The organism is Sphingobacterium daejeonense (assembly GCF_901472535.1).
GTDB classification, from domain to species: Bacteria; Bacteroidota; Bacteroidia; order Sphingobacteriales; family Sphingobacteriaceae; genus Sphingobacterium; species Sphingobacterium daejeonense.
Window position 1 is genome coordinate 3820792 of record NZ_LR590470.1, and the last position, 26083, is coordinate 3846874.

The 26083-nt window shown below is 38.7% G+C and carries 25 protein-coding genes and 4 pseudogenes; 3 read left to right on the forward strand and 26 right to left on the reverse strand.

What is annotated here, in order from left to right:
* Window positions 1–21 precede the first annotated feature (21 nt).
* From FGL31_RS18325 to FGL31_RS30430, 26 genes and pseudogenes are all read right to left on the reverse strand, one after another.
* Window positions 22–1773 (reverse strand): hypothetical protein, encoded by a 1752-nt coding sequence (locus FGL31_RS18325; RefSeq protein ID WP_138093599.1) that lies wholly within the window; start codon window positions 1771–1773, stop codon window positions 22–24.
* A 42-nt stretch (window positions 1774–1815) separates the two neighbouring features.
* Window positions 1816–2313 carry a hypothetical protein gene (locus FGL31_RS23845; protein ID WP_197734313.1) on the reverse strand — a complete coding sequence of 166 codons (498 nt, stop codon included), beginning with the start codon at window positions 2311–2313 and terminating at the stop codon, window positions 1816–1818.
* Window positions 2314–2558: 245 nt separating this feature from the next.
* Window positions 2559–3263: a hypothetical protein gene (locus FGL31_RS23850; protein ID WP_197734314.1), complete on the reverse strand. Its 705-nt coding sequence runs from the start codon at window positions 3261–3263 to the stop codon at window positions 2559–2561.
* Window positions 3264–3416: 153 nt separating this feature from the next.
* Window positions 3417–3629 (reverse strand): hypothetical protein, encoded by a 213-nt coding sequence (locus FGL31_RS23855; RefSeq protein WP_197734315.1) that lies wholly within the window; start codon window positions 3627–3629, stop codon window positions 3417–3419.
* Between the two features lie 196 nt (window positions 3630–3825).
* Window positions 3826–4419, reverse strand: coding sequence for a RagB/SusD family nutrient uptake outer membrane protein (locus FGL31_RS23860; protein ID WP_197734316.1), 594 nt, complete (start codon window positions 4417–4419; stop codon window positions 3826–3828).
* The gene (locus FGL31_RS23865; RefSeq protein ID WP_197734317.1) at window positions 4376–5416 is read right to left on the reverse strand and encodes a RagB/SusD family nutrient uptake outer membrane protein; all 1041 of its coding nucleotides are present in this window, start codon (window positions 5414–5416) and stop codon (window positions 4376–4378) included. The genes FGL31_RS23860 and FGL31_RS23865 overlap by 44 nt, the downstream gene beginning before the upstream one ends.
* A gap of 39 nt (window positions 5417–5455) precedes the next feature.
* Entirely contained in the window at window positions 5456–5704 is a 249-nt protein-coding gene (locus FGL31_RS18340; RefSeq protein ID WP_138093602.1) for a TonB-dependent receptor, read from the reverse strand.
* Window positions 5673–6893 carry a SusC/RagA family TonB-linked outer membrane protein gene (locus FGL31_RS18345; protein ID WP_138093605.1) on the reverse strand — a complete coding sequence of 407 codons (1221 nt, stop codon included), beginning with the start codon at window positions 6891–6893 and terminating at the stop codon, window positions 5673–5675. Before FGL31_RS18345 ends, FGL31_RS18340 begins: the two co-directional genes overlap by 32 nt.
* A gap of 16 nt (window positions 6894–6909) precedes the next feature.
* Entirely contained in the window at window positions 6910–8085 is a 1176-nt protein-coding gene (locus FGL31_RS18350) for a TonB-dependent receptor plug domain-containing protein (RefSeq protein ID WP_138093608.1), read from the reverse strand.
* Window position 8086: 1 nt separating this feature from the next.
* Window positions 8087–8581: a carboxypeptidase-like regulatory domain-containing protein gene (locus FGL31_RS18355; RefSeq protein ID WP_138093611.1), complete on the reverse strand. Its 495-nt coding sequence runs from the start codon at window positions 8579–8581 to the stop codon at window positions 8087–8089.
* A 19-nt stretch (window positions 8582–8600) separates the two neighbouring features.
* Window positions 8601–9449, reverse strand: a pseudogene (locus FGL31_RS23870) (RagB/SusD family nutrient uptake outer membrane protein); the annotation flags it as partial.
* Between the two features lie 75 nt (window positions 9450–9524).
* Window positions 9525–10307 (reverse strand): RagB/SusD family nutrient uptake outer membrane protein, encoded by a 783-nt coding sequence (locus FGL31_RS23875; protein WP_197734318.1) that lies wholly within the window; start codon window positions 10305–10307, stop codon window positions 9525–9527.
* Window positions 10308–10344: 37 nt separating this feature from the next.
* The gene (locus tag FGL31_RS23880; RefSeq protein ID WP_197734319.1) at window positions 10345–10518 is read right to left on the reverse strand and encodes a hypothetical protein; all 174 of its coding nucleotides are present in this window, start codon (window positions 10516–10518) and stop codon (window positions 10345–10347) included.
* Between the two features lie 12 nt (window positions 10519–10530).
* Window positions 10531–10755, reverse strand: coding sequence for a hypothetical protein (locus FGL31_RS18365; RefSeq protein WP_138093614.1), 225 nt, complete (start codon window positions 10753–10755; stop codon window positions 10531–10533).
* Window positions 10756–10894: 139 nt separating this feature from the next.
* Window positions 10895–12988: a SusC/RagA family TonB-linked outer membrane protein gene (locus tag FGL31_RS18370; protein WP_138093617.1), complete on the reverse strand. Its 2094-nt coding sequence runs from the start codon at window positions 12986–12988 to the stop codon at window positions 10895–10897.
* Window positions 12975–13700 carry a TonB-dependent receptor plug domain-containing protein gene (locus FGL31_RS18375; RefSeq protein WP_138093620.1) on the reverse strand — a complete coding sequence of 242 codons (726 nt, stop codon included), beginning with the start codon at window positions 13698–13700 and terminating at the stop codon, window positions 12975–12977. Before FGL31_RS18375 ends, FGL31_RS18370 begins: the two co-directional genes overlap by 14 nt.
* A gap of 442 nt (window positions 13701–14142) precedes the next feature.
* Window positions 14143–14472 (reverse strand): FGGY-family carbohydrate kinase, encoded by a 330-nt coding sequence (locus FGL31_RS29255; protein ID WP_317131073.1) that lies wholly within the window; start codon window positions 14470–14472, stop codon window positions 14143–14145.
* Window position 14473: 1 nt separating this feature from the next.
* Window positions 14474–15307: an FGGY family carbohydrate kinase gene (locus FGL31_RS29260; RefSeq protein WP_317131074.1), complete on the reverse strand. Its 834-nt coding sequence runs from the start codon at window positions 15305–15307 to the stop codon at window positions 14474–14476.
* A 203-nt stretch (window positions 15308–15510) separates the two neighbouring features.
* A pseudogene (locus FGL31_RS18385) lies at window positions 15511–16786 on the reverse strand (sugar isomerase).
* Window positions 16787–16817: 31 nt separating this feature from the next.
* Window positions 16818–18927, reverse strand: a pseudogene (locus tag FGL31_RS18390) (bifunctional aldolase/short-chain dehydrogenase).
* A gap of 33 nt (window positions 18928–18960) precedes the next feature.
* Complete coding sequence (gene rhaT / locus FGL31_RS18395) at window positions 18961–20034, reverse strand: L-rhamnose/proton symporter RhaT (RefSeq protein ID WP_099370020.1); 1074 nt, start codon at window positions 20032–20034, stop codon at window positions 18961–18963.
* 556 nt (window positions 20035–20590) lie between these two features.
* Window positions 20591–21142, reverse strand: coding sequence for a 3-oxoacid CoA-transferase subunit B (locus FGL31_RS18400; RefSeq protein ID WP_317131151.1), 552 nt, complete (start codon window positions 21140–21142; stop codon window positions 20591–20593).
* 82 nt (window positions 21143–21224) lie between these two features.
* Window positions 21225–22401 (reverse strand): annotated as a pseudogene (locus FGL31_RS18405) (thiolase family protein).
* The gene (locus FGL31_RS30420) at window positions 22394–22675 is read right to left on the reverse strand and encodes a CoA transferase subunit A (protein ID WP_262709173.1); all 282 of its coding nucleotides are present in this window, start codon (window positions 22673–22675) and stop codon (window positions 22394–22396) included. Before FGL31_RS30420 ends, FGL31_RS18405 begins: the two are co-directional and overlap by 8 nt.
* Complete coding sequence (locus FGL31_RS30425; protein ID WP_262709174.1) at window positions 22659–23045, reverse strand: CoA transferase subunit A; 387 nt, start codon at window positions 23043–23045, stop codon at window positions 22659–22661. Before FGL31_RS30425 ends, FGL31_RS30420 begins: the two co-directional genes overlap by 17 nt.
* Window positions 23017–23118, reverse strand: coding sequence for a CoA-transferase (locus FGL31_RS30430; protein ID WP_232046949.1), 102 nt, complete (start codon window positions 23116–23118; stop codon window positions 23017–23019). Before FGL31_RS30430 ends, FGL31_RS30425 begins: the two co-directional genes overlap by 29 nt.
* Window positions 23119–23571: 453 nt before the next feature.
* On the opposite strand from FGL31_RS30430, the gene FGL31_RS18415 reads away from it, so the two are divergent.
* The 3 genes from FGL31_RS18415 (at window position 23572) to FGL31_RS18425 (ending at window position 26047) form a co-directional block, all read left to right on the forward strand.
* Window positions 23572–24159, forward strand: a complete 588-nt coding sequence (locus FGL31_RS18415; RefSeq protein ID WP_099370016.1) for a hypothetical protein — start codon at window positions 23572–23574, stop codon at window positions 24157–24159.
* Between the two features lie 299 nt (window positions 24160–24458).
* Complete coding sequence (locus FGL31_RS18420; protein WP_138093623.1) at window positions 24459–25376, forward strand: hypothetical protein; 918 nt, start codon at window positions 24459–24461, stop codon at window positions 25374–25376.
* Entirely contained in the window at window positions 25373–26047 is a 675-nt protein-coding gene (locus tag FGL31_RS18425; protein WP_138093626.1) for an ABC transporter ATP-binding protein, read from the forward strand. Before FGL31_RS18420 ends, FGL31_RS18425 begins: the two co-directional genes overlap by 4 nt.
* Window positions 26048–26083 lie beyond the last annotated feature (36 nt).

The following is a 26083-nucleotide window of genomic DNA, read 5'->3' on the forward strand; positions in this document are numbered from 1 at the left end:
TGGTTTAACCGCCTTTTTTAATTATTCTACTCCAATTGTTAAATTCAATCGTCCACCAGGGGCAGTATCTCCATTGATATACCAATCCAAAGGATCATCCTTCATCATATTATCAGACCATTTGAATTCAATGTTAAAGCCTTTAGCTGGCAACCCAATGGTTGAGTTAGGGATTTTTATAAGTAATTCATTATCAGAAGTTACAAAATCAACGGTTCCAAATTCTTTCCAGAAACCATTGCTAAATTGCTGCAACCGATTTCCATTAACCACACGATAGTCATAGCCGAACCAACCTGAATTGTAATTTGCATCTGTATTCAACCATAATACCATCCAATTGTTGGAGTTTCTTTCTGATAACTTATTATTAGTTTGTACATAAAACCCCATTTCTTTGGGTGAAGATGCAAATTTTAAGGTTTTCAAATCATTTCTACCAGATTCATTTTTATATTGAACTGTGGGCTCGCTTTGAGCTCCTGGGTGGTCTCTTTTTAATATATCCCCGATATAGTCAACATAGATATCTTCCATAGTACTCCACCCTTTCAATTCCGGCAATTTATCCATGCTTTTGACTTTTTTCGAGGCATCCATGCCTTTATACCTCAAAATATTACTGATCATTTGCATATAGTAATTGTCCTTCAATCCACCGGTCCATGTCGGCTCAATATCCCTACTATATTCTGCATTTGCTTGATCAACAAAATGAGCTTGGTTTTTCTTCTCATCTGATCTGCTCCATTTACCGGCAATCCATTCATTCCATCCCGTTATAAATACAAAAGGAACATCTTGTGATAGCGCGTAATCCCATTGTTCTTGGATATTATATCCAAAGAAGATATCTTTATCAGGATTTCCGGGATGTCCTTTTCTATAGCTCCGTCCCCAATTTCCTGGAGCACCATAAAAAGCAGAACCGCCCATTGAAGCATCCAAATTGGGATGCTGCGAAGCAGAGACATTGATAATCTCGCGTTCTCCACGATGGTTTTTATAAACTTTCTGTGGCCGTTGAAACTCTATCCATGGCCATCCATCTACTTTTTCAGGTTCATTGGGCCATTGAGATTCACGGATAGTGAAAAATCCTTCATAGTTTCTTCCTTTCGCATCTTTCCCTAGTCCAATTATCAACGGTTTTCCATCCAAGATAAACCAACTTTCCTCATCTTTGTCTTTGGCAGTATTCGCATAAAAAGTATCGTAGATCTCTTGCATAGCATCAGCTGAGGCTGTATTGGTATAGAATACCAGCTTAGGTGCTTTTTTACCTTGTGCTCTGACTGTTTTTAATGCAGCAAGCAAGGCTCTGACTTGTGGGGCATAGGTCAATCGATTGGTCGCATCCAATATTAGAAAGTCTACTTGAGCATCCGTCAGCAATTGCATATTCTTCAGATGTACCCAATAGTCGTCGCCTTTATAATACCCATAAATAGGCTCTCCCCAAAAGTAATATTTTCCAGGGCCTGCAGAACCTCCACCCCAGTTTGGATGATGAAAGTCTTGGAAGACCTCAGGGTGATACTGATAAAGTTTGGTCAGATCCCAATTTCTTTCAGATGTTGGGGACCCCCTATCGCCTTGCCACAAAAAATAAAAGATTCCAACCTGCTTTCCTGCTTTTTTTTCTCCAACTTCATTTTGCTGAGGCAATACTCTGCCTAAATCATCTACTCCGGTAAAGACTTGGGCGTAACTGATAGTAGAGAAAAAAGTGAATGAAAAAATTAGAGAAAAACTCAATATTGACTTTTTCATAATAAGTTTTATTGTTAAAAAATTAGGTTTGCATTTCAATCTCTAATCTGCTTTATAAACAAAATTAAATCGACCACCAGGTGCTGTATCACCATTAACATAGAAGTCCATGATATTTCCGTTCTCTTGCATATTATCATTCCATTTAAATTCAAAATTTACAGGTTGACCTTCTAATTTTAACAACGACCTGGAAACAGCAATTTCAAGTCGGTTATTCTGTATGGATATTGGAGCTGATCCAACGGATTCCCACTCCCATCGACCAGCTATATTTTTCTCTATAACAGCTTTGTTATTCTTGGGATTTATTCTGTTAATCACATAATCATACCCATTCCAACCGGTGCTTTTATCTCTATCTACATCAATAAACAACATCATCCAATTTCGATCAGTGGACGGACTCAACTTTTCCGCTGTTTCGACGTAAAAGAAGACATTGTCTTTATCTCTAGCAACCCGAGCATCTACAATATCGTTTCTACCCGTATTATTGGTGTAATATTCACTGTATCTTCCACGGTGGTCCCTGTGCATGGTATTACCTGCATAATGCTTATACTGTGGGAGTACATTATCCCATTCATTTGCTTTTCCAATTTTAATGGTCTTTGCTTCAGAAACTTTGGGTTGGAGGGTCCAATCCTTTAAATTTCCTCACGTTGTCGATCAATTGTTGGTAATATACATCACCTTTGTCACCCCAACCCTTATTAGGTTCTATATCGCGGCTGTGAGTCCAATCAAATTGATCAACGAAGGAAAAAGGATCTCCTGTCCAATTAATGTTTTGGTAACCATTGTCCAGCTATATATTCATTCCAACCAGTCACAAATACGAGTTCTGGGTCCAATTCAAAGGCTCGATCCCATTGTTCCTGAAAATTCCAGCCATATAGGTAACCATCCACTCTAGGGTCAAAACCATTTCTCATACTAAAACTTCTCCCATAAGTTCCCGGAAGGTTGAATGCTGAGCAATGCCCATTGGTTGAAGGTCCTGCGTTTTGAGCAACACCTACCGCAACCTGTTCAAATTTCCCATTGCCTAATGGTGCATATCCGTGTTGAGGGTAATTCTCAAGCCATGCCCATTGGTCTTTCCTTGTAGGGCCATCTACGTAATCTGGCTGTCCAGGCCTGAAAGTAAAGAAGTTTGCAATTTCAAGGTCGGTTCCATTCTTTTCTAAATTATCTGGATAAGCCATAATGCCAGGCTTCCCTTTCCATATAAACCAAAGATTTTTATATCTGCCCGGCTGATAGACATCCTTATACAATTGTCTCAATGATACTGCCGAATGAGGTACAGGTCCGAATGGCAACAGAAAAGCTATTTTAGGTACATTGACCCCATCTTTTTGTGCTTGATCCCAGGTTTTAAACAATGCTTCGTAAGATTCTTGCCAAGTCAAACTTCCGTTGGTACAGTCAAAAAATACCACATCCACCCCTGCGTCTGCCAACATCTCAGCATGCTTTCTCAAAAACCCAAGGGTCTGTTGTTTTATAGTATCCGAATAAAGGTTCCTCCCAAAAAAAGGAAACCAGGTTTTTTTGTTCCCCATGCCGGATGGTCATAATCCTTCATAGCTTCAGGATGTTCTCGGACGATATTGGTTATATTCTTAACTTGATAACTAGTGTCGTCGTTTCCTTTGGTGCCATGTCCAATAAAACATGGCTACGGTTTTATCCCGTTTTGGAGCACCCTTTTCAGAGCTTATTACTTTCCTGCCCAATGCATCCGTAAATGCCCAGTCATTACTGCTTACAAAAGGTACATGCTGTGAAAATGAGGTGCCCATTCCCAATAAAATCAGGAAGATGGTTGTTAAAGAAAATTTATCCATTAGGTTTAGGTTTTTTGGGATGGCTAATCAAGCCATCCCGGGTTCTGCCAATTTTCTCCAGTTAACTGGAAAATTTTGTTCACTTCTATTTGATCAATAGGGTATAATAAAAACTTGTCAGCTGCACTACCTCGATCTCTCAGTTTAAATCTGGTAAACGTTTCTGATTCACCGTTTTTCTGAATCCGCATCCCCGTTACGAATTTGTCGGTAGTACTAAGAATTTTCCCATCTGGCGGACATCAAAATAACGATGCTCCTCAAATGCCAATTCGATACGTCGTTCATTCCGATATCTTTTTTCAAAATCCTCCTTTGTCATCCCGGTTTTTAGATCCGGCATGCCCGCTCTTTTTCTAATAGCATTCAGAGCCTCTCTTGCACTTAATCCTAGATTTGAATCATTCACTTTTACATCAGCACCAACAGATTGATAAGCTGCCTCAGCAAAATTCAGGTACAACTCAGCAAGACGGAATAATCGTACTGCGCCATCAGAATTATTACTTGCTCCAGAGCGATGATTGTTGAATTTCCTTAAATAATATCCTGTTCTAGTATATCTTCTATCTGTGGTAGAAATACCTTCCGCTCCTCCAACATAGGTTTGAATCAAGCTGCCGGCAAGGTTTCTATCAGCGCCGTTATAATAAATCGAAGCATAGAAACGTGGATCTCGACCTTCATAAGGTTTCATTGGATCATAACCAGATGCTGGATTTATAATGGGTTGTAGATGATTTGCATCAGCATAACCCAAAATTGGGAGTTCCCCCATTTGCCATTTCATAGCTGTCCACTAATTCTTGAGTAGGATTTGGCCCTGCTCGTTCCATTCCCGGATTTGTAGGCAAGCCAGCATTTTTCCAAACTTGCAATTGACCACCCAATTGATAAATTGTTTCTTTATCAACAGCACGTTGGTCATTTGAGGAAGTAATAAAATATAAGGCATAGGGATTCTGGGCTATGCCCGCCTCAGGCTTATTTGCAAACAATTCATAATCATTGGCAAGACATTGTGCTAAGGCTTCTGCCGTGATTTTTGTTGCATCCTCCCATGTATAGGTTCCATCAGACCATAATGGGCTAGCTGCATAAGTAACTGCTTGAGATTTGATTGCATAAGCTATTGCCCTAGACATTTTGCCAAATTGATTATCATAGATTGCCCATGAAAAACCATCTCTGGTATCAGGAACTTTTAAGGCCTCATCACAATCTTTCAGAATAAAAGTTACGATCTCCGAAAAAGAAGATTTTTTATCCTGAGAGAAGTCATGGTCCAAAGGTAATGGAGCATCAAATAAGGGTCCAGATCCGTATCGTTTTATTAACTGTAAATAATACAATGCCCTTAAAGTATGAGCTTGAGCAATCCAACCTGCCTTTTCCTCATCCCCAACATATACGGTTGCTGTCTTTATGTTTTCCAAAAAGACATTGCACTTTCTTATTCCTTCATACAAACCTGTCCAAGGAGCTCCGTCAGGAGAATACATGGGGAAAGTAGAAGTTGTAATATTCCCACCATACCACATGATGTATTGTGAACCATCAATTACATCATCAGCATCCTGAGCTTCATCACTATATGATGATCTTATAATATTTGGAGCTGGGGCATGTCCATAGCAAGAATTCAGATACCCTCTCGTTCTATTGTAATCACTGAATACCTGATCCATACTGATTCTACCATCACTTGGTAAATCCAATTGCTTATTACATGATGTTGAAAAACATATCAGAAGCAATGAGTAAAAGATATTTTTATGTAGTTTCATAATTTTTGTTCTCTTAAATCAATAATCTATTTTATATTTCTACAACATGAGATTTACCCCAAAACTATATACTCTATATACCGGGAAAGTCATATATCCACTCCCTTCAGGGCCAAAATCTTTGGTTTTCATCTTATCCCAAGTAAATAAGTTTTGTCCAGACAGTACAATCCGGATTTGATCAAATCCTATTTTCTTGGTAGACTCTCTTTGCAAGGTATAGCCCAACTCCAGGTTTCTCAATCTGAGGTATGACTTATTGAAATTGACAAAATCGCTTAGCTTCATGGTTAACTGATTTTTCTGTAGACAATGCTGGCCATGTTATTGTTTCTCCATTAGCATAGCGCTCAGCAGTCCAAGCGTTTTGATGTAATGCTGTATACATGCCTCCATTCGTAGTTTCCCAAATCCCTGGACCCATCATGATTCTTGAATAATCCCCGATTCCTTGGAAAATAAAGTTCATGTCAAAAGCACTATATTTCAATCCTCCTGAAAATGCATAAGTTACTCTTGGCACCATACCGTCACCAACAGGTCCTTGGTCTCTCTCATCAATGATCCCATCGGCATTCAAATCCTGATACCTTAAGTCACCAACCCGAACTGCACCAAATCCATAATCCAAACCTGCAGCATCAATTTCAGCTTGAGAATTGAAAAATCCATTTCCTTGGCTATAGTCAACTAAGTATCCAAACTGTTGACCATATGAATATCCTTCTTCTCTGAGACGGTATTGAAAATCTTCCGTACGCTGCGCCTCGTTCCAACTAATAATTGTATTATGGTTTTTTGAGAACATCCCTTCAACATAAAATGAGAGCTTATCATTTAATCTTTTGTCGTATCGAAGGGTCAATTCATAACCTTTGTTTTCGAAAATCCCCTGATTTAATCTTGGATAATTTGAAAGAGGAATCCCTTGATAGGAAGGAATGGTAGAAACCGCTCCTACAACCATATTTTCCATCTTCTCTTTGAAAATATCAGCAGAGAATGTAATTGAATTAAAAAGTCCGAGGTCGAGACCAAAATTTGCTTTTGTAGAGACTTCAGCTTGTATATTTGGGTTACCGGTTTGTCTTTCGGTGATTAAATATTGCAAATAACCTATTGGTCCACCTGATTGTTGCGTGATCTGATCCAAATAGGCGTATCGTTGTAACCCACTCTGATCATTCGCAGTTTTCCCCCAAGATCCCCTAAATTTCAAAAGGCTCAACCACCCGGAAGTTGATTCCATAAAGGATTCATTGCTCGCGATCCAGCTGGCTGCTACCGCAGGAGTAAACAAATACCGATGTGAACGAGCATATTGTTCAGAACCTGAATAGCCAAACACTCCTTTTAAGACATAACGGTCATCGTAATTGTAAACCAATTGCGCACCAGTACTAAGACGTTTGTATGGCAACAGTTCAGGTGCATTGGTATTGGCTTTGGTCAGGTCTTGGAACAATCCATAAGCCATAGCATTAATTGAATGATCACCAAAAAACCCTGGAATAATCAAGCTGTCCCTTATAGGTTAAATGATAATAATAAGAATGTGATTTACCATAGGCTAACGGTGTATTGTTTTGTTCTCCTTTTTTTGAAAATTCCAATTCATCCCAATTATCAGAACGGATATATCTTTCATAATTCTGAGTGGTGGCTAAACTTCCAACAGAATTGGTTTGATAGGCAAATACACCTGAAAGGTTAAGCCCTTGAGTCAAGAAACTCATATCAAGGTTCAAACCAAATTGTGAACTGATATTGGTTACAGTATGATTGTAATATCCAGTTCTATTAAGTATTCCATAAGTTGATTGATCAACACGATCTGTGACAACTACTTGTCCGCTACCTGGTAGCTCTACACCATTTTCATCTTTTATAACTGGTGTCAATGGTTCATAGGTAGTTGGAGGCATGAGAAACATACTTGCATAAGTTGCATCATTGGATGCTCCGCCAGGCACATGTTCTCTCTTGACATTCCCACTTAATCTTAAAAAACCACTCAAATAATTATTGAATTGAATATCTACATTGGAACGATAATTTACCCAAATATTTTTTGGATTAGCATCATAGTCTTTAGATTCGGTATTAAAATAGCCACCTTGATGCATAAAGTTCAAATTTGAAAAATAGGTTACTTTATCATTTCCGCCTGTGATATTCACACCTAATCTTTGCATGGAAGCAAAATCTTTGAAATATTTGTCATACCAATTATTGCTAGGATATAATTCCGGAGAATCACCTGTACGATAATGTGAAACGATATCTTCAGAAAATTGACTGAAAGGACCTAATCCATCATTAACCCCGGCTTGATTACTGAACTCAGCATATTGGAGGGCATTGTACATTAATGGTTTGGTAGTGACTTGTTGAAAAGATTGATCTAATCTGGCTTTAATTTCCACAGGACCTTTTTTCCCTCTTTTTGTTTTGACCACTATCACGCCATTTGCGCCCTGAATACCATATATAGCTTGCGTAGAAGCATCCTTCAGTATGGTAATGGATTCAATTTCATTTGGAGAGATATATTCCAAGGATTGATTACTATTATAAGAAGTAGGAATTCCATCAATCATGACCAAAGGGTCACCACTTCTTGCAGCGGATATTCCACGGACAAATAGGTCGGTATTCGCTCTTGACAATTCAGAAAAACGTTTCTTGTGTTGTTAATCCAGCAAGACGTCCAGCAAATGTTTGACTCAGATTAGCAACTGGATGTCTTTCTAGTACATCACCTTGCACAATAGAAACTGCGCCTGTTAAGTCTCCAAAGGTCGTGTTACTATACCCTAGATCAATAATTTTATCCAATTGATGATTATCGGTTTTTAACACCACAATCAAGGTGCTATCTCCTCCTTGGATATTTACTATTTGTGTTGAATAGCCTATTCTTTCAAATTTTAATTCCTCAATACTTAACGGAATTTCAAGATCAAATGTTCCTTCCCAGTTTGTGGAAGTTCCTATTTTATTGTTTTGACTTGAAATGATAACTTCCTTGATCGGGTTTTGTTGTTCATCAAGAACTTTCCCCGACAACATTACAGTAGATTCTTGTGCAAGAACCTGTAGCTGTAAGATGTTACATAAAAACACAAGGAGGCTCAACTTAAAATATGTTCGAAAATTTTTCATCGTATCTTATTAAATAATTTTACCATCCTGGATTTTGCCAATTTACCCCAGTTATTGAATTCAACCTATTTGCCTCTTCTAAAGGAATTGGCAACCAAATAAACTTGCTTGCATAGTTTCTTCTTTCCACGTCTCTTACCACTCTTCGAGCATAGGCATAAGTTCCATCTGCATTTCTTGTTATGTTCATTGCAGTAATCCATTTATCTGTTTTAGCAAGATTTTCCCCAGGTTTTGCCCATCTTCTGACATCAAAAAACCGCTGTTCCTCAAATGCCAATTCCACTCTTCGTTCATGTCTTACTCTTAATATTAGATTTTCTTTGCTCAGTCCTGCTGGTATTTCTGGCATCCCTACCCTTGCACGGATTTCATTAACTGCAGTTCTAGCTTCTTCCAGATGACCGGCCTCTGCTGCCGCCTCCGCAAAGTTTAGGATCACTTCTCCCAGTCTGAACAATTTTGCGTTAGCACCTCCGATAGGGTTATTAGTACTTGAATTAGGATGCAAGAATTTACGTTGAAAATAACCTGTCCTTGTAGCTTTTCGAACCGTTCTGTCAATACCAGTCTGTGGTTCTCCTTGGTAGGTTGCGATAATCCTGGTGCGGTTACCCATACCTGCCGGGAAATTCTCAGGCGATTCCGCTACTTCCGCGAAATTCCAAAAGGCGTAACGCTTCGATCCATTATAATAGATGTTGGCATAAAACCTAGGATCTCTATTTGCATAAGGGTCATTGGGATTGTAGGTTTTGTTATTTTTGTTATAATTTGGTTGAAGATGTTTTTCATCAAGATATGGATTGGCTAAATCCAAAATTGGTTCACCATCAATGGTTTCAAAAGCATCAACAATTTCTTGACTCGGACATGTACCTGTTTTATAACCATCCTTGCGCCCCCTATTCCATCAATATTCCAAATATTACCCTGTCCGTCTCTACTTTGCCAAAATTGTTTCCTTATCGATCCGAGTACCTGAAAATTGCATTCCCTGAGTAAAGTATTCATTATACAATGATGCTTTCTCATTCACCGTTGGACCTATAAAAGCTGTTGCTGAAAGATAGGTCTGTGGATAGTTAACTTTATTATAAAGTTCATATCCATTTGCTCGCAGGTTTGCTAACGATTGCTTATTCACAGTATATGCTTGTTCCCAATAATTTTGTCCAGCATTATTCTGTGGGCTTGCTGCATATAAGATCACTTTGGATTTTATGGCTTCTGCCACAGATTTGGTAATCCGATGTTGCTCACCTTGGTCGGTAATGGTCCATGGCAACTCGGATGTTGCCAATGCGACATCACAATCTTCCATTATAAATTTGACCAAATCATAGTAAGTTGGTTTTTCAACTCCTGAAAAGTCAGCATCAAATTCCATTGGCTCCCTCATGATAGGTAACGCAGAACCAAACCATTTCAATAATTCGTGATAATAGTATGCTCTTAACAAATGGGCTTCAGCTTTCCATCTTTTACGGTCTGTTTCACTATTAACAGTTGCCGCGTCGATATTCTTGATAAATACGGAACAATTTCTAATTCCTGCCCAATAGCGGTTCCAATAGTCTCCGTTTCCTGCATCAGCGCTAATGTTGGTCATTGGATGAAAGGCAGCTGAAGCATCACCATTGTATACTCTTCCGGACATCAAGGTCGGTTCAGATTCTGCATCTGTGTCCCAAGCTTCATCGCTCCAAACAACGGGCCCACGCATCCAGAAAAAATAACGTGTACCCTTTGCCGGAATTTGATTATAACAGCTGTTCAAAGAAAGCTGCTACCTTGATATTATCCTTAAAGACATCATCAATGGAAAAATAACCATCGGGTGCCATATCTAGTTCTTTATTACAAGAATTCAATCCAACTGTTAGGAAACCAGCTAATATAATCGTGTATATATTTTTTCTTAATCTTAAATTCATGATTTCTAAAATTTAAAAAGTTACATTAACTCCCATATTTACCATCTTGGTCACCGGATATCCAATTGGATCCATGTTTTCTGGATCAAGATGCTTCATCGGGAGATTGTCCCATAAGAATAAATTATGTCCACTTACATAGACTCTGAATGCATTTACACCAATAGGCTGCAATAATTTTGCAGGCAGCGTATATGCCAATTCCAGATTCCTCAATCGTATGTAAGATCGATTCATGATAAAGAAGTCATTGTTTACATGGTTACTGTTGCTTTGAGTACTCAGCGCTGGATAGGTAATTTCCTCCCCATTGGCAAATCGTTCAGCAGTCCAAGCAGTTTTGTGATATCCAAAATAGGTTCCTCGGTAAGTGTTTTCATATACACCCTGTGTACCGCCCCCACACTCCTGAATAGCGACCTACTCCTTGAAAAAACACCGTAGCATCAAATCCTGCAAACGAAACGGTCATTCCAAAACCATAGGTAATACCAGGAATAGTAGAAGCCCCAATCGGCACTTGATCTTTATCATCCACCACACCATCTTTATTTAAATCTTCATATTTGAAATAACCAACTCTGGGAACTCCAAACCCATAACTCGTGGTTGCTAAATAACTATCAAGTTCTTCTTGGCTATTGAACATTCCATTGCCATTGCTATAATCTATTTTATAACCGAAATTTTGTCCCATGGCATAACCGGTTCCACGATATCGATGTACATAAGACTCATCGCGAATAGGTTCATCAATGAACTTAACTACATTTCTGTTTTCACCATAATTACCGTTGAAGCTCAGGTGCAACTTGTCTGTAATGGTTTTTCTATAAGTCAACTCTACTTCGAATCCCTTATTGTTCACGATTCCCATATTAACTCTAGGGATATTTCCTAGCGGTACACCTTGAAAGGAAGGAACAGATTGTCTTTGAATAAGAATCTGGCTCCTGTCTTCAATATAATAATCAAATGCAGCTGTCAATTCCTTAAACAGCCCCAAATCCACACCATAGTTTTGCTTTTCGGCCAACTCCCAAGTAACATTTGGATTGCCGATCAAGCCTTGATTGATTCCTTGACCTAAACTCGAATTCGAACCTGGTATAGTGGCTAAACTACCCAAAGGACCTCCTCCTAAGGTATTCTTGGTTTGATATAAGAACCTAACTCCCCCCATTTGGTCATTACCAACTTTACCATAGGATGCTCTGAATTTTAAATTATCAAGCCATTCGTATTTTGGCATATAGGGTTCATTGCTCAGAATCCATCCAACAGAAAATGCTGGAAAGAAACCAAATCTTTTACTGGGAGCAAATTGTTCAGAACCATTATACCCCATATTGATCTCTGCCAAATAGCGGTCATCATATCCATAGGTAAACCTTCCTGCAACACCGATGACATTAAAAGGAATTTCACCGGCTGTAGTTTCCCAGTTATCCCGCTGCGCGAGGATCATTCCGGTGATGTTGTGTTTCTCAGCGAATGTTTTTACATAATTAATGGAACCTTGTAAATTGATATTATACCTGGAATCAGCACCTTTAACAAGACTTAAAAGTTCCTCTTCGGAACGTTTCACGGCATAATTCAATGTATTTGATGCGGGCACAATTTCAGCCAGGTAAAGTCTTTCCCTTTTATACCCTTGGGCAGCGGTGGTTGCTCTGGTATCGTATGAAACCATACCTTTCACACTTAATCCTGGAACATACTTTCCTAAAGAGACATCAATACCTAAGGAAGCATTTAGATTGGACCTGATTTCATTCCTATATCCCATTCGATTGATGATTTCAAAGGCTGATCTATCCATATATCCCGGATCAACGATCTGGCCAGGCTCAATACCAAATCCACCAATAGTCACTGGTCCAGGGGTAATAGGTAAAATTGATTGAGCCTGATACAATAAATCACGCATCATCCAATTGGTATCTCCTCCATATAAACCTGCTGAAGGCATATTTACTTGCTCAATATACGTCCCGATATTTAAGAAAGAATTTACGTATTCGCTTATTTTATAATCCAGGTTAGATCTAAAGTTATATCTCCGCATCCAAGAGGAAGGGTCATATCCTAACTGCTCTTTAGGCTCAGTTATCAAATTACCTCCCTGTCTGAGAAATGCGCCATTAACGAAATAGCTCAATTTATCTGTACCCCCGCTACCGTTGATATTTACTCGAGTCTGAGGTGTATTTTTAGCTATAAATTCACGGTAATAATCATGGTCAGGGTACATATAATTTAAGACCATTGCCTTAGTATTGTAATCTGGATCATTGCGATCGAGACCCGCCAATGGATTTTCATATTTCGCGATGATATCAGCTGAAAATGGTGCTTCCAAACCATCATTTAGGGATGCCTGATTTCTCAGGTTCAAATATTCTAAGGATGTTAATCGTTCAGGTTCTCTTGTAAAAGATGTCCAACTTTGATCAAGGGCTGGCATTCAATTCTATCTTACCTACTTTACCTCTTTTGGTTGTAATTAAGATTACGCCATTGGCACCTCTTACCCCAAAAACGGCGGTTGCGGAAGCATCTTTCAAAACCGTCACTGTTTCTACCTCATTGGCATCCAGCGTTCGGATATTATCCCTTGGTACCCCATCAATTAAGATAAGTGGCGCTTGTCCATTTGTTGTTGCAGCCCCACGAAGAAACATGGTTGCATCATCACGGCCAGGTTGTCCACCACCTCTTTGCACAGAAGATAGACCAGGAAGTTTACCTGCAAGAGCGACAGCCAAACTTGCTGAAGGCGTTTTCTTCAGATCTTCGCTGCTAACTGAAGATACAGCACCCGTAACTGATAATTTCTTTTGTTGACCATATGCCACAACAACAACTTCATCAATATCTTCGCCCTGTTTCAACAAATCAATGGTTAGATTTCTAGCCGCATTCACTTCCGTTTCTTGCTGTTGGTATCCAATTAAGCTGAAATTTAATTTTCCGCTATTGGGAAGGTCAAGTTCGAAACGGCCTTGATCGTCACTGGAAGTAGCGATATTGCTGTTTACAAATCGAATGGTAACTCCCGGCAAGATTTCCTTGGTTTCTGCATCACGAATCGTCCCTTCAATTTTAAACCCTGATTGGGCCCATAAAACATGAACTGAAATAAATAAAATCAGAAGAATGGATAACGACTTGAACAAAAATACTTTTCCAAAATAATGTTCCTTTCATAGTCTTAGGTTTAGTTTATAGGTAATATTTAATATTCATCACTTGATATCAATTTTCCTTAAACAGAAATGAAGGCTAATATTTCTCGACTAAAGAGATGTTAATATCAATAAGAAATTTATTAGTAATATGATTTTGACCTTGGTTTTAATTTGGGTCGGTTTATAATTTGTTTTTCTGAGATAAAAGTACCGATACATGCACAATTCCGCATCCTGTGCCATCCTGATTTCCAATTAATTATAAGAAACCCGTAAATATTCAACAAAAAACGCTAGCTAAAACAATTAACTTAAATAAAATTTTTAACGAATTCGTGTAACGAAAAAAACGACCAACATGCCATGCTGATCGTTTTTCATTAATTATTAAACTATAAAATGAAAAATTGAAAATGAAAAATTTTATCAATTAGGTTCTAAAGAACCTCAATTCTATCAAATCATTAGGGATAGGTAAGGAATTCCAATGCTCATGGATGACCAATGCAGCACCAACTGCTGTTGCTTGCGCCATGGATGCAGCATATACTTCAACTTCTGGATATTCCTTTGCCAACAGGTTCATGTAGATTGAATTTTTACTGAATCCTCCATCTACAAAAACTCGAGTAATTTTTCCTTCATTCATGATCAAGTTGGTCGATTTCACTTGTGCTTTAACCAAATGTAGCATCAAAGAATGATAAGCTTCTGTATAATTAGCAAACTCATTAAGATCTATATTTGCAAAGGCATCCAAATCATTTGAAAATCGATTTATTGTTCAGTTCATCTACTAATTTCCAATCGATTTCCATATTCCGAAATTTGGCTGTTGTAATGCTAAAATGATCTGCAATTCTTTTTGTTTGCACATCATGTTCATGACCTGCAAATAACCGAGATGCTTTGACCGGATCACCTTTATAGGAAAGATAAAAAAGACAATCTTGTACGAGTTCGTCTTTGGTCAATGGACTATGATTAAACGGATTTAAAGAAATGCACCATGTGCCTGTAGAGATCAAAACAAAGGGTTCATGAAAATTCAAAAGATAAGGGATTAATGCTGAAGACGAATCATGCAAACCGCAACCAATCTTGAATGTACTTCCCGGGAAATTAGCTGCAAAAACTTCATTCGCCTGAACGATTGGCGCTAACTTTTCCTCGATTCCATTATCCTTTACCCATTGGTGATAATCTTGTGTATGGTAATCCCATAAGGCTGTATGACATCCTATACTTGTTTTATCAGAATACATTTTCCCAGAAAGTAAAAAGCTGAGATATTGTGGTAAATGTAGGGCAGATTTGGTCTCTGCAAAAATTTCTGGTTTTTGATGTTTTATTCTATATAATTGTAAGCCTGAATTTAAACTCCCTAAATCTGGAGATGCGGTATCTAAACTGAATTGCTCAAGACCGGCATATCGATTATGAAGTTCGTCCTTTAAATCTTTTGGATATTCTTTTAGGTAATTGTATAGTGGAGTCAAAGGCTGACCATCTTCCCGGATCAGTACGAAACTTGCGCCATAGGAAGTGAAATTGATAGCCTTTACATCGTATTCAGTCTTTCGGAAAAATCTCATGTAAAGAGTCGAATACTGACAATCTTAAACTTTCCAAGTTTTCGCATGGATCACCATCTTCATCCACTGTTTCTAAAAAATCTAGCGGATTTTTCAAATACAATTTTATAGTGTTCGTCAAACAAGAACAACTTTTTGTTTGTCTTGCCCACATCAAAAATTGCAACAACAGGTATACGTTCTTTTTGTCCCATGCTCACCTTCTATAAGCCAGTTGCCACTGAGTTTTCACCTCTTTCCTTTACCAATTGTTCTCTCACAGCTAATTCATCGAATAACTGCAAAGGATCCAAAGCTGCTCCTGCACGTAATCTCGCCTCAGCAACAATAGGTCTAACATCTGTGCGGAATGCATTCTGCAAAATATTCTGAGCTTTTACGATATCATTGTTTTTTTTGTGCTTCTTTAAGAGCTTTTCGGTCCACCAATAATGCCTGTGCATAAAGCAATCATGATCGCTTCAACAGATTGCAATAAGTCCACCAATGGATCTTTTAAGTTATGGGATGCATCTATCATCCAACCTAGGTCGGTCACATGGTCCATGCCTCGATTATCCATTCCCTCAACCAATTCATTGAAAATCAAAAACAACTGATAAGGTTTGATTGACCCTGCTGTCAAATCATCATCCGCATATTTACTATCGTTGAAGTGGAATCCACCAAGTTTTCCCTCCATTAATAATAAAGAAACTATCTGTTCAATATTTGCATTCGGAAGGTGATGACCTAAATCCACCAAGGTATAAGCTTTTGGTCCTAATTTACTCGCCAATAATAAAGATTGTCCCCAATCACCAATGGTCATGGAATAGAAAAAGGGCTCAAATGCTTGTATTCGACAAATAACTTCCAATCTTCTGGAAGATGTGCATAGATCTCCTTTAAACTTTCCAATGTATTTTGGAATGCTTCACGGAAATTCAGCTGCCTGGAAAGGAAGAACCATCTGCTAACCAGACTGTCAAAGCTTTAGACCCCAATGCAATACCATGGTCAATGACTTCTTTGTTATGTTCAACAGCTTGTTTCCTTACCTTGGGATCTACATGGTGCAAAGAACCATGTTTATAGCTTAATTCTTGCTCCTTTTGGTCTTGAAATGTATTGGAATTTACGGCATCAAATTTAAGGTCAAGGGATGTCGCCAAAATCTTTGATCTTGTCAGCATCCTTAGGGATATCCCAAGGAATATGTAATGATATGGCACCACTCGATCTATTCAAAGCATGCAACAGACCAACGTCCTCAATCTTTTCCTCCAAAGTACCCGGTTCTCCTCGACCACTGAATCTGCCGAATCGCGTACCACCAGTTCCCAATGCCCAGCTTGGAATAGCAATCTGAAATTGCTCCAATTTTGAAACAACCTCTTCAATTCCTGCAATATCTTCTTTTAAGAATTGGAAAGCCCGCTGATGCTTGGCTTCCAATCCTTGATTATGTTGTTTAATTTGTTCTCTCTCAATTCTCATCGTTTCTGCTTTAGGCTTATTCTAGTTATAATTATCTGACAAATGACATGGCAACTCCGCCATCCACATTCAGAACATTACCTGTAGATTTTTTCAACAATCCACCAACAAATGCAAAACAAGCATTTGCAATATCTTCAGGTAGGATTACCTCATTGAGCAACGTACGTTTTGCGTAAAAAGCAGGTAGCTCTTCAACCGAAACGCCATAAGCTTTTGCACGGCCTTCAGCCCATCTCCGGCCCAGATATTACTGTCGGATATCACCGCATCAGGATTTACCACGTTTACTCTGATTTTATCAACTCCCAATTCAGCAGCATTCAGTCTACTCAGGTGTAATTGAGCAGCTTTAGCACTTCCGTACCCCGCATTGTTAGGACCACTAACCAATCCATTCTTACTAACGATATTCACGATGTCGCCTCCAATTCCTTGGGATTTCATAACACGTAACAGCCTGTTGCGTGACATAAAATTGTCCTTTCACCAAAACATCGTACAATAGATTTAAATCTTTCTCAGTATGATCTTCTATACTTTTTGAAATCGACAATCCTGCATTATTCACGACGATATCAACACCTGCATAGTTTAAGCATGCTTTTTCAAATGCTACCCTGATTTGTTCTTCGTTGGTTACATCTAAAGGTACTGATACTACATTATCATTTCCAAAAGCCTCCTCAAATTCTTTTTTCGTACCTGCCAAACGTTCTGCATTCAAATCATTCAATACAATGACTGCACCTTCTTCAGCAAATTTTTTGGCAAATTGCTTTTCCTATTCCTCCAGCACTCCCTGTCACCAATGCAATTCTTCCTGATAAAGATTTCGGTTTAGGCATACGCTGTAACTTCGCCTCCTCCAATAACCAATATTCAATATTGAAAGCTTCTTGTCTTGGCAATGAAGTATATTCACTTACCGCCTCTGAGCCTTTCATTACATTGATGGCATTGGTGTAGAACTCTGCTGCTACCCTAGCTGTTTGTTTGTCCTTCGCGAAAGCAAACATCCCTACTCCAGGATAAATGATGATAACTGGATTCCTATCACGAATGGCCGGACTATTCGGATGCTTACAGTTTTCATAATATTCTGTATACATAGCTCTATAGTCTTCAAACAAAGGTGCTAGTTTTTCTTTTAGTGCTGTTACATCACTTAAGTCATCATTTTTATCCAAATTTAAGATTAAAGGTTGGATTTTTGTTCTTAAGAAGTGGTCAGGGCAACTAGTTCCGAGCGGTGCCAATTTCTCAAGGTCATTGGAATTGATGTATTCCAATACACGATGGTCATCGGTAAAATGGCCGATCATATGGCGTTCGCTAGAACAGAATCCTCTAAGGACTGGCGCTATTTTAGCTGCTTGAACTTGTCTTTCTTTAGGATCGAGGCTTTCGATTTTCTGTCCACCAAAAATAGCTCTGTTTTTGCCATAATTTTCTTCAAGGTAGTTTGCACAAGTTTCAATCACGTCGAGTGAATTGATGTAGCATTCTTTGGCAGTATCGCCCCAGGTAAATAATCCATGTGATCCCAACATTATCCCACGGATTCCAGGGTTTTGTTCTAGGCACTCCCTTAATTGTAATCCCAGATCAAATCCTGGCTTTTGCCACTCTACCCAGCCGATACTACCATTGAATAATTCTTGTGTTATCTTCTTTCCATCTTTTGCTGCAGCAATGGCGATTGCTGCATCTGGATGTAGATGGTCTATATGCTTAAATGGTAGAAAACCATGCAAAGGCGTGTCGATTGAAGGTGCTTTAGAAGCAAGGTCAAAGATACAGTGATTGAACAGTTCAACCATTTCATCTTCATGGTCGATTCCGCGGTACACTTTTTCCAAATCTCGCAACCGATCCACATATAGTGCGGCAAGTCCAGATTTCTTCAGCGTGCCAATGTCACCTCCAGAACCTTTAATCCACATGACCTCCACCTCTTCTCCAGTCAATGGATCTTTGTCCATAACCTTACAAGAAGTATTTCCACCACCATAATTGGTAATCCTTAGATCAGACCCCAAAATGTTGGAACGGTATAATAACAGAGCCACTTCGTCACCCGCAAGCTGTTGAGCGTACTCATCGTCCCATAAATAATTAACGTGTTTGTATGTTCTCACTGTTATATATTTTTTAGTTTACTATTCTATTATCTATTCTAATGTTTTTGCAAATCCCACAATGCATATCGAAATAATGATTGTAGCAATTCCAGCAATAATAGCTGTGTATGTAGGCTTGCTAACTCCCTTCCATTCCTTCAGGGCAATCCCCCAAGCATTGGAAATCAAGATTATAAATGCCATATGCAATATCCATGAGCTGGCGCCATTACCCAACCTACTTTCACCCATTCCATAAAAGAAGAACTGCAAATACCATGTTGTGCCCGCTATAGCGCATAACAAGAAGTTCTTAGCTAGTGGCGCACTGGATTTTGTATAATCAGAGAATGAGTGATTCTTTATAAGAAGGTATAAGCACCATAAAAAGTTCGTTGTAAATCCTCCCCATAGTATGACAATGTAGGTTACATTGTTTTGGTACAAGAATTCACCTTGGTTTGGATTAGCGGCTTTCCAAAGGTTGTTTGCCACATCAGCCATCGGTTTTCCCGATTCTATTCCAAAATTGAAACAAGCACTCAGTACGCCTGAAACTATGGCTACCACAATCCCCAATCCAAAGTTATAGTCTGATTTTGCCTCGCTGGATAAGGTACCCAAGCTCTTCTCTTTCAGCACACCGGCTTTTCCACATAAATAGATCCCTATCACACAGACCAACAATCCAATCATCACGCAAATGCCCGCCTTATCTGTAAAGAAGTAATCTATTCCGTGCTTTCCTTCGGCTTTATTGAAAAAATAATAAACCGCCGGCATCAGGGATCCGAAGACCATGCTCAATCCCAAAATCACACTGCTCCCTAAAGAAACCCCCAAATATCGTACCCCTAGACCATAGGTCAATCCGCCGATCCCCCAGAGTATTCCGAATAAAAAGGTATAACCCAATATGCTGGAGTCCGTATTGCTGATGATATCTGCAAAGTTGGGAATGGTAAGCCATGCTGCAATCGGAGGTACTATTATCCAAGAAAATAATCCTCCCAAAATCCACATGGATTCCCATGACCAGCCTTTCACTTTTTTATAGGGGACATAGAAACTCCCCGATGCAAATCCTCCAATAAAATGAAATATTACTCCTGCTAGTGCATTCATACTTGATCTTAAAAATTGATTTAGGTTTATAAGTTATTTCGAAGATATTTTAAATCTTTCGCATAACTGTTATGGACTGTCATGGCTAGATAAAATCATTCTGATGGGCTTAGTTGTCGCGGCAGGGTTAGTTGACTTGGCAGGGTAAGGCGCCGTGGCAGGGTAAGTAGCCGTGGTAGGGGGCCCTACCTCGCCCTGGGTTGGTGTCTCCACCAACCAGCTGTTTATTTTAGTGGCAGGTGGGGACACCTGCCACGGCGAAGTGGGGACACCAACCAGGACAGAGTTGAGCCTCCAACAAGGACGTGTTACTAATATTTGATATCAGGGAATAAATAGTTTCTCCCACTAAAGCGGGAGAATGACACGGCTCTCTTATAGAATAATGGGCGAATTTTGGAGGAAAATTTCTGCGGCTCGCTGCAGAAATTTTCCTCCAAAATTCGCCCTCATGCTCCGGGCATGTGTGTCATTCCCGAGCTTTAGCTCGGGAAACTATTTTTAGGGAATTATCATGCATTTATCTTGCTGGTTGGTGGGGACACCAACCAGGGCCTTAATAAAACAACTTTCCTGCTGTACTCTGTTTCACCATATCCAGAGATACGCCATCATGCAGTTCGAGGACTTTGAAACCGCCTTCCGGCATAATTTCAAAAACCCCGAGTTCTGTTACTATTTTTTTGACACATTTAACACCTGTCAGGGGTAGTGTACAATTAGGTAACAGTTTGGATTCACCGGCTTTGTTTACATGTTGCATGGCGACTATAATATTTTCGGCACTTGCTACGAGGTCCATTGCTCCACCCATTCCTTTAACCATTTTTCCTGGAATTTTCCAGTTGGCGATATCGCCATTTTCAGAAACTTCCATTGCTCCCAAAATGGTCAGGTCAATTTTTCGGGACCTGATCATTCCAAAGCTCATTGCCGAATCAAAGAAAGCTGAACCTGGCAAGGTCGTGATGGTCTGTTTTCCGGCGTTGATATAATCAGCATCTTCTTCACCTTCAAAAGGAAATGGTCCCATTCCCAATAAGCCGTTTTCACTTTGTAAAACAACATTGATATTCTCAGGGATGTAATTTGCTACTAGGGTTGGAATACCAAATTCCTAAGTTCACGTAATAACCGTCCTTTATTTCCTTAGCAATCCTTTTTGCTATTCCGTATTTATCCAACATAGGTTAACATTTCTTTAGAAGCATAGCGCTTGCTCCACCGCCTCCATTACAGATTGCTGCTAAGCCTAATTCGCCTCCTTCTTGATGTAAAACATTGATTAAAGTCACAATTATCCGGGCACCCGAACAACCTAGCGGGTGGCCCAATGCTACTGCACCACCATAGACGTTGATTTGATCTTCCGAAATATCCAATAATTTAGCATTTGCCAAAGCTACTACCGAGAATGCTTCATTAAATTCGAAATAATCAATATCGTCAATAGTAATTCCTACCTTCTGCAATAATTTTTCAGTTGCAGCGGCGGGTGTTGTGGTAAACCATTCTGGCGATTGTTCTGCATCAGCATAGCCGACAACCTGTGCCAAAGGTTTCAACCCCAATTCATTGACTTTTTCTTCGCTCATTAATATGACTGCTGCAGCGCCATCACTCAGTGTTGAAGCATTTGCAGCTGTAATGGTACCATCAGCTTTAAATGCGGGACGCAATTGACTCACTTTTTCAAAGTTGATATTCTTAAACTCTTCATCCTCATCCACCATTACAGAACCTTTGCGAGATTTCACCTCTACAGGCACCACTTCATTCTTAAATTTTCCACTTTCCCAAGCTATTTTACTTCTCGTGTAAGATTGGATAGCATATTCATCTTGATCAGCTCTGCTGATATTATATTTTTCGGCACATAATTCACCGCAATTTCCCATGGCTTGATCAGAATAAACGTCTGTCAGTCCATCTTTCTGAATACCATCAAATAGTTTCTGGTCGCCATACTTTGCTCCCCACCTTACCGCAGCATCGTAGAAAGGCACATTGCTCATACTTTCCATCCCTCCAGCGACTACGACTTCTGCATCTCCCAGTAATATCTGTTGTACCCGATGGATATGGCTTTCATTCCACTAGCGCATACCTTGTTTATGGTTGTTGCAGGTACGCTGTCAGGAAGTCCTGCATATTTTGATGCTTGCCTTGCAGGTGCTTGCCTAAATTTGCCTGTAATACAGAGCCCATATAAACCTCATCCACTTGGTGAAGTTCTAATTTCACTTCTTCCAATACTGCTTTAATTGCTTTGGCACCCAATTCTGTTGCAGAAACTGAGGCTAAGGAAGAACCAAAACTTCCCATTGGTGTACGCTTAGCTGCAACGATATATACTTTTTTACTCATTATTATCTTTATTTCTTACTGTCCTTTGTTCAATTCTTTTTTCATATTTCTCCCCTTGGAAGATCTTATTGACGAAGATGCCCGGTGTATGTATATAATTAGGGTCCAGTTCACCTGGTTCAACCAATTCTTCCACCTCGGCAATGGTGATTTTGCCACACATTGCAACGGCATGGTTAAAGTTTTGTGCAGTACCTCGATAGACAAGATTCCCTGCTTTATCACCTTTCCAAGCTTTCACAAATGCAAAATCGGGCTCAAATGCATATTCCATCAAGATAATCTTTTTCAACACCATGGAAGGTGAATTTTCTTACTTCTTTACCTTCTGCGACTTCTGTCCCTACTCCTGCGGGGGTATATATCACCGGTAATCCATACCCTCCGGCCATCAAGCGTGTGGCCAATGTACCCTGAGGAACCAGCTCTACCTCGAGTTCTCCACTCAACATCTGTCTTTCAAACTCGGCATTTTCACCTACGTAAGAAGCAATCATTTTTTTTACTTGTTTTTTCTGCAATAGAAGTCCGAGCCCAAAATCATCGACCCCAGCATTATTGCTGATACAGGTAAGGTCTTTGACGCCTTTATCCAACAGTGCAGAAATTAGGTTTTCAGGAAATCCCGCACAAGCCAAAACCACCCAAGGAAATGGTCATCCCATCTTGAACACCTTCAATAGCTTCTTGCGCATTAGATACTGTTTTATCAATCATATCTTATTCTTGCGTTAGCTCCCTAATGGGAATAAATAAATTTTAAAGATCTAATAGAAACCAATAATCATTTATAAATCAATGATTTGATAAAATATTCGTCGGTGAATATTTTATGAATGGCCTAAAGTTTATAATCATGATAAAAATAACGAAATTATCTTAATCCTCTATGAATTAGCAACTTTTACTATTCTAGAAACAACATTGATGAATTTTTCAATAGTTCATAGAAAATGGTCAGCATAATTAAAAATGCTTAAAAGGATTTAGAGATGAATTAGATATTATAAAATGCAGGGTTATATAAGCATAATAATAAATAATTATTAACCTTTGATTAAACCCTTGAGTGCAAATTGGTAATCTGGCATCAATTTCCAATATTTCTTTTGTAATTCTAATTAAATTGCTAAACTTGACATGTAAAAGCAAGAAATACACCTTATTACTATGAGATTATTATCTTTTATTCTACTATTTTGGGTTCTGAGCCCTTCCTTATCCGCTCAGACCTTACAGCAAAAACTTAAAACATCGCCTCTTGACAGCCAGTTTGTGTACTTAAACTTACAATCACGTAATCAAGACAAGGATTTTAAGATTATTCGAAAAACAAACCTCGACATTATCCGCCAGAATGTTAAGGATTCATTAAGCACTTACAAAAAGCAAATTTCAGAATTGAAGGGCGATGCTTCATCGAGCGCCGGTAGTATTACTGGACTTCAAGATTCTGTAAAAAACTTGAGTGCAGCACTTGAACAAGAACAACAAAAAACAGATAGCATCTCCTTTTTAGGAATTCAGTTCTCTAAAAGTTCTTACCATATGATGGTTTGGATCATCATTGTGGTCCTTGCAATAGCCTTATTCGCAATCTTGGCAGCATTTAGAAAAGCTAAAGTGGATACCGATGAAAGTAAACATACTGTAGATGAACTTCAAGAAGAACTTCAATCTTTAAGAAAGAAATCTATGGAAAGAGAACAACAATTGAAACGCCAATTATTGGATGAACAGTTGAAAAGGAATTCGTAAAGAGATATGAGATGTGGGATGTGGGATGTGAGATAGAAAACGTGAGAGAGAGGTTAGACATAAGTCTTTAGACATTAGACGTTAGACATAAGACATTAGACATGGCATAGTCTTTAGAAAAAGCAAATTTGGTATGGCTAAAATCTTATACTTTAGAAAGGCAGCTTTGGTATGGCTAAAGCCTTATTAAAAGGAATGATATAGGAGTAGGTTCGGTAACGAACCTACTTTTTTTTGGCGGAGGTGTAACAATAAATGTATAATAGGTACTAATTGATTGATAACTTGGACCATTTATTATGCTAAATAATTATTTTAAACTTCAGTATCGGATAATCTCTAGAAGTTTTGAAGAATTTGGCTTCAACAAATATCTTCTGGTACCTGTTATTTTAGCGTTTTATATCTCCCTCTTCTATTTTATTTCCTTATCTCCAAGCTGGGGAGTTTATTTAGTTAGTTTATTGAACTTTCAATGGTTGTTTGCACTTTCGGGATTTAATAGAAATGAGTTTTTAAGAAATACGTTCGAAACTAAAGACTTTCATTTCATTCGGCTATTGGAAAATTTTACTGTCAGCATTGGGACCATAATCGTCATAACCATCTCGGATAATTACCTTTTAGTGGGAATACTTTTGGCACTTTGCGTATTATTTGTTTTTATTTCAACAAACAGCATTTGGTCCAACAGAATCCCAACACCATTTACCAGAAAGCCATTTGAATTTATAATTGGCTTTCGAAGCACTTGGCTTTTAATTGTTTTATTGTACAGTATTGCGGTTATCGGATTGGTCTATAACAATCAGAACCTCGCTTTAGTTAGTATGTTTGTCATTTGCCTCTGCAGTGCATTTTATTATCAGGAACCAGAACCATATATGATTTTTTGGAACCAGGACCGGAAACCCGTAGAATTTATATGGTATAAAATTAAACGAGGAATTATCCAATTAAGCATTTTGTTGATTCCGCTGGTAATCCTCCAAATACTTTTCTTTCCTTCAGAATTATACAAGCCAATCCTTGTATGGGGATTAGGCATCTTGTTGATTCCATTTACCATCAGTTTAAAGTATGCTGCATATCCCGAAAAAGTTGGGATTTCAGAAGGCATTATATTAGCTTTATGTTTAGCTTTCTACCCCTTAATCTTAGCAATTATACCCTATTATTATTTTAAAGCGATTGCAAACCTTAAGAAAATATCATGATTGAAATCATTAATCTATCCAAATCCTATGGTTCTAAACAGGTTTTGAACAATATCAATATTCGATTTGATTCAGGGAAGATTTATGGAATCGTGGGTGAGAATGGCGCTGGGAAAACCACACTATTCCGATGCCTCGCTGAACTTGAAGATTATGATGGCCATATTCAGTCAGATGAACAAAACCTGAAAGGTAAGCTGGGCTTTCTTACCTCTGAACCTTACTACCTCCCAAAAATAACTGGAGAAGAACATATCTATCTGTTGACAGATGCCCGCAAAGTAAAAGTGGATAACTTAACCGAACGAAATATCTTTCAACTTCCCCTAAAAGAATATGTCTCCAACTATTCAACAGGTATGAAAAAGAAATTAGCAATTACTGCTGTTCTTCTTCAAAAGAATGAATACTTCATTTTTGACGAACCCTTCAATGGGATTGATCTAGAAAGTTCTATCATCTTCAGTGCTATACTTAAAAAGTTGAAAGAACTTGGGAAGACCGTAATCATCTCTTCGCATATCTTTTCTACGCTTAAAGACTCTTGCGATTATATCTACAAAATCGAAGAGGGTACGCTTTCATCCCCTTTTGCCAAGGAATCTTTTGATGAGTTGGAAGATGAAATGAGGCAGAAAATCTTGATGAAAGATATCGGGAAGATTCTATAAAATTTTTAGACTCTCCTTCCTATCTCAGTCGTACCT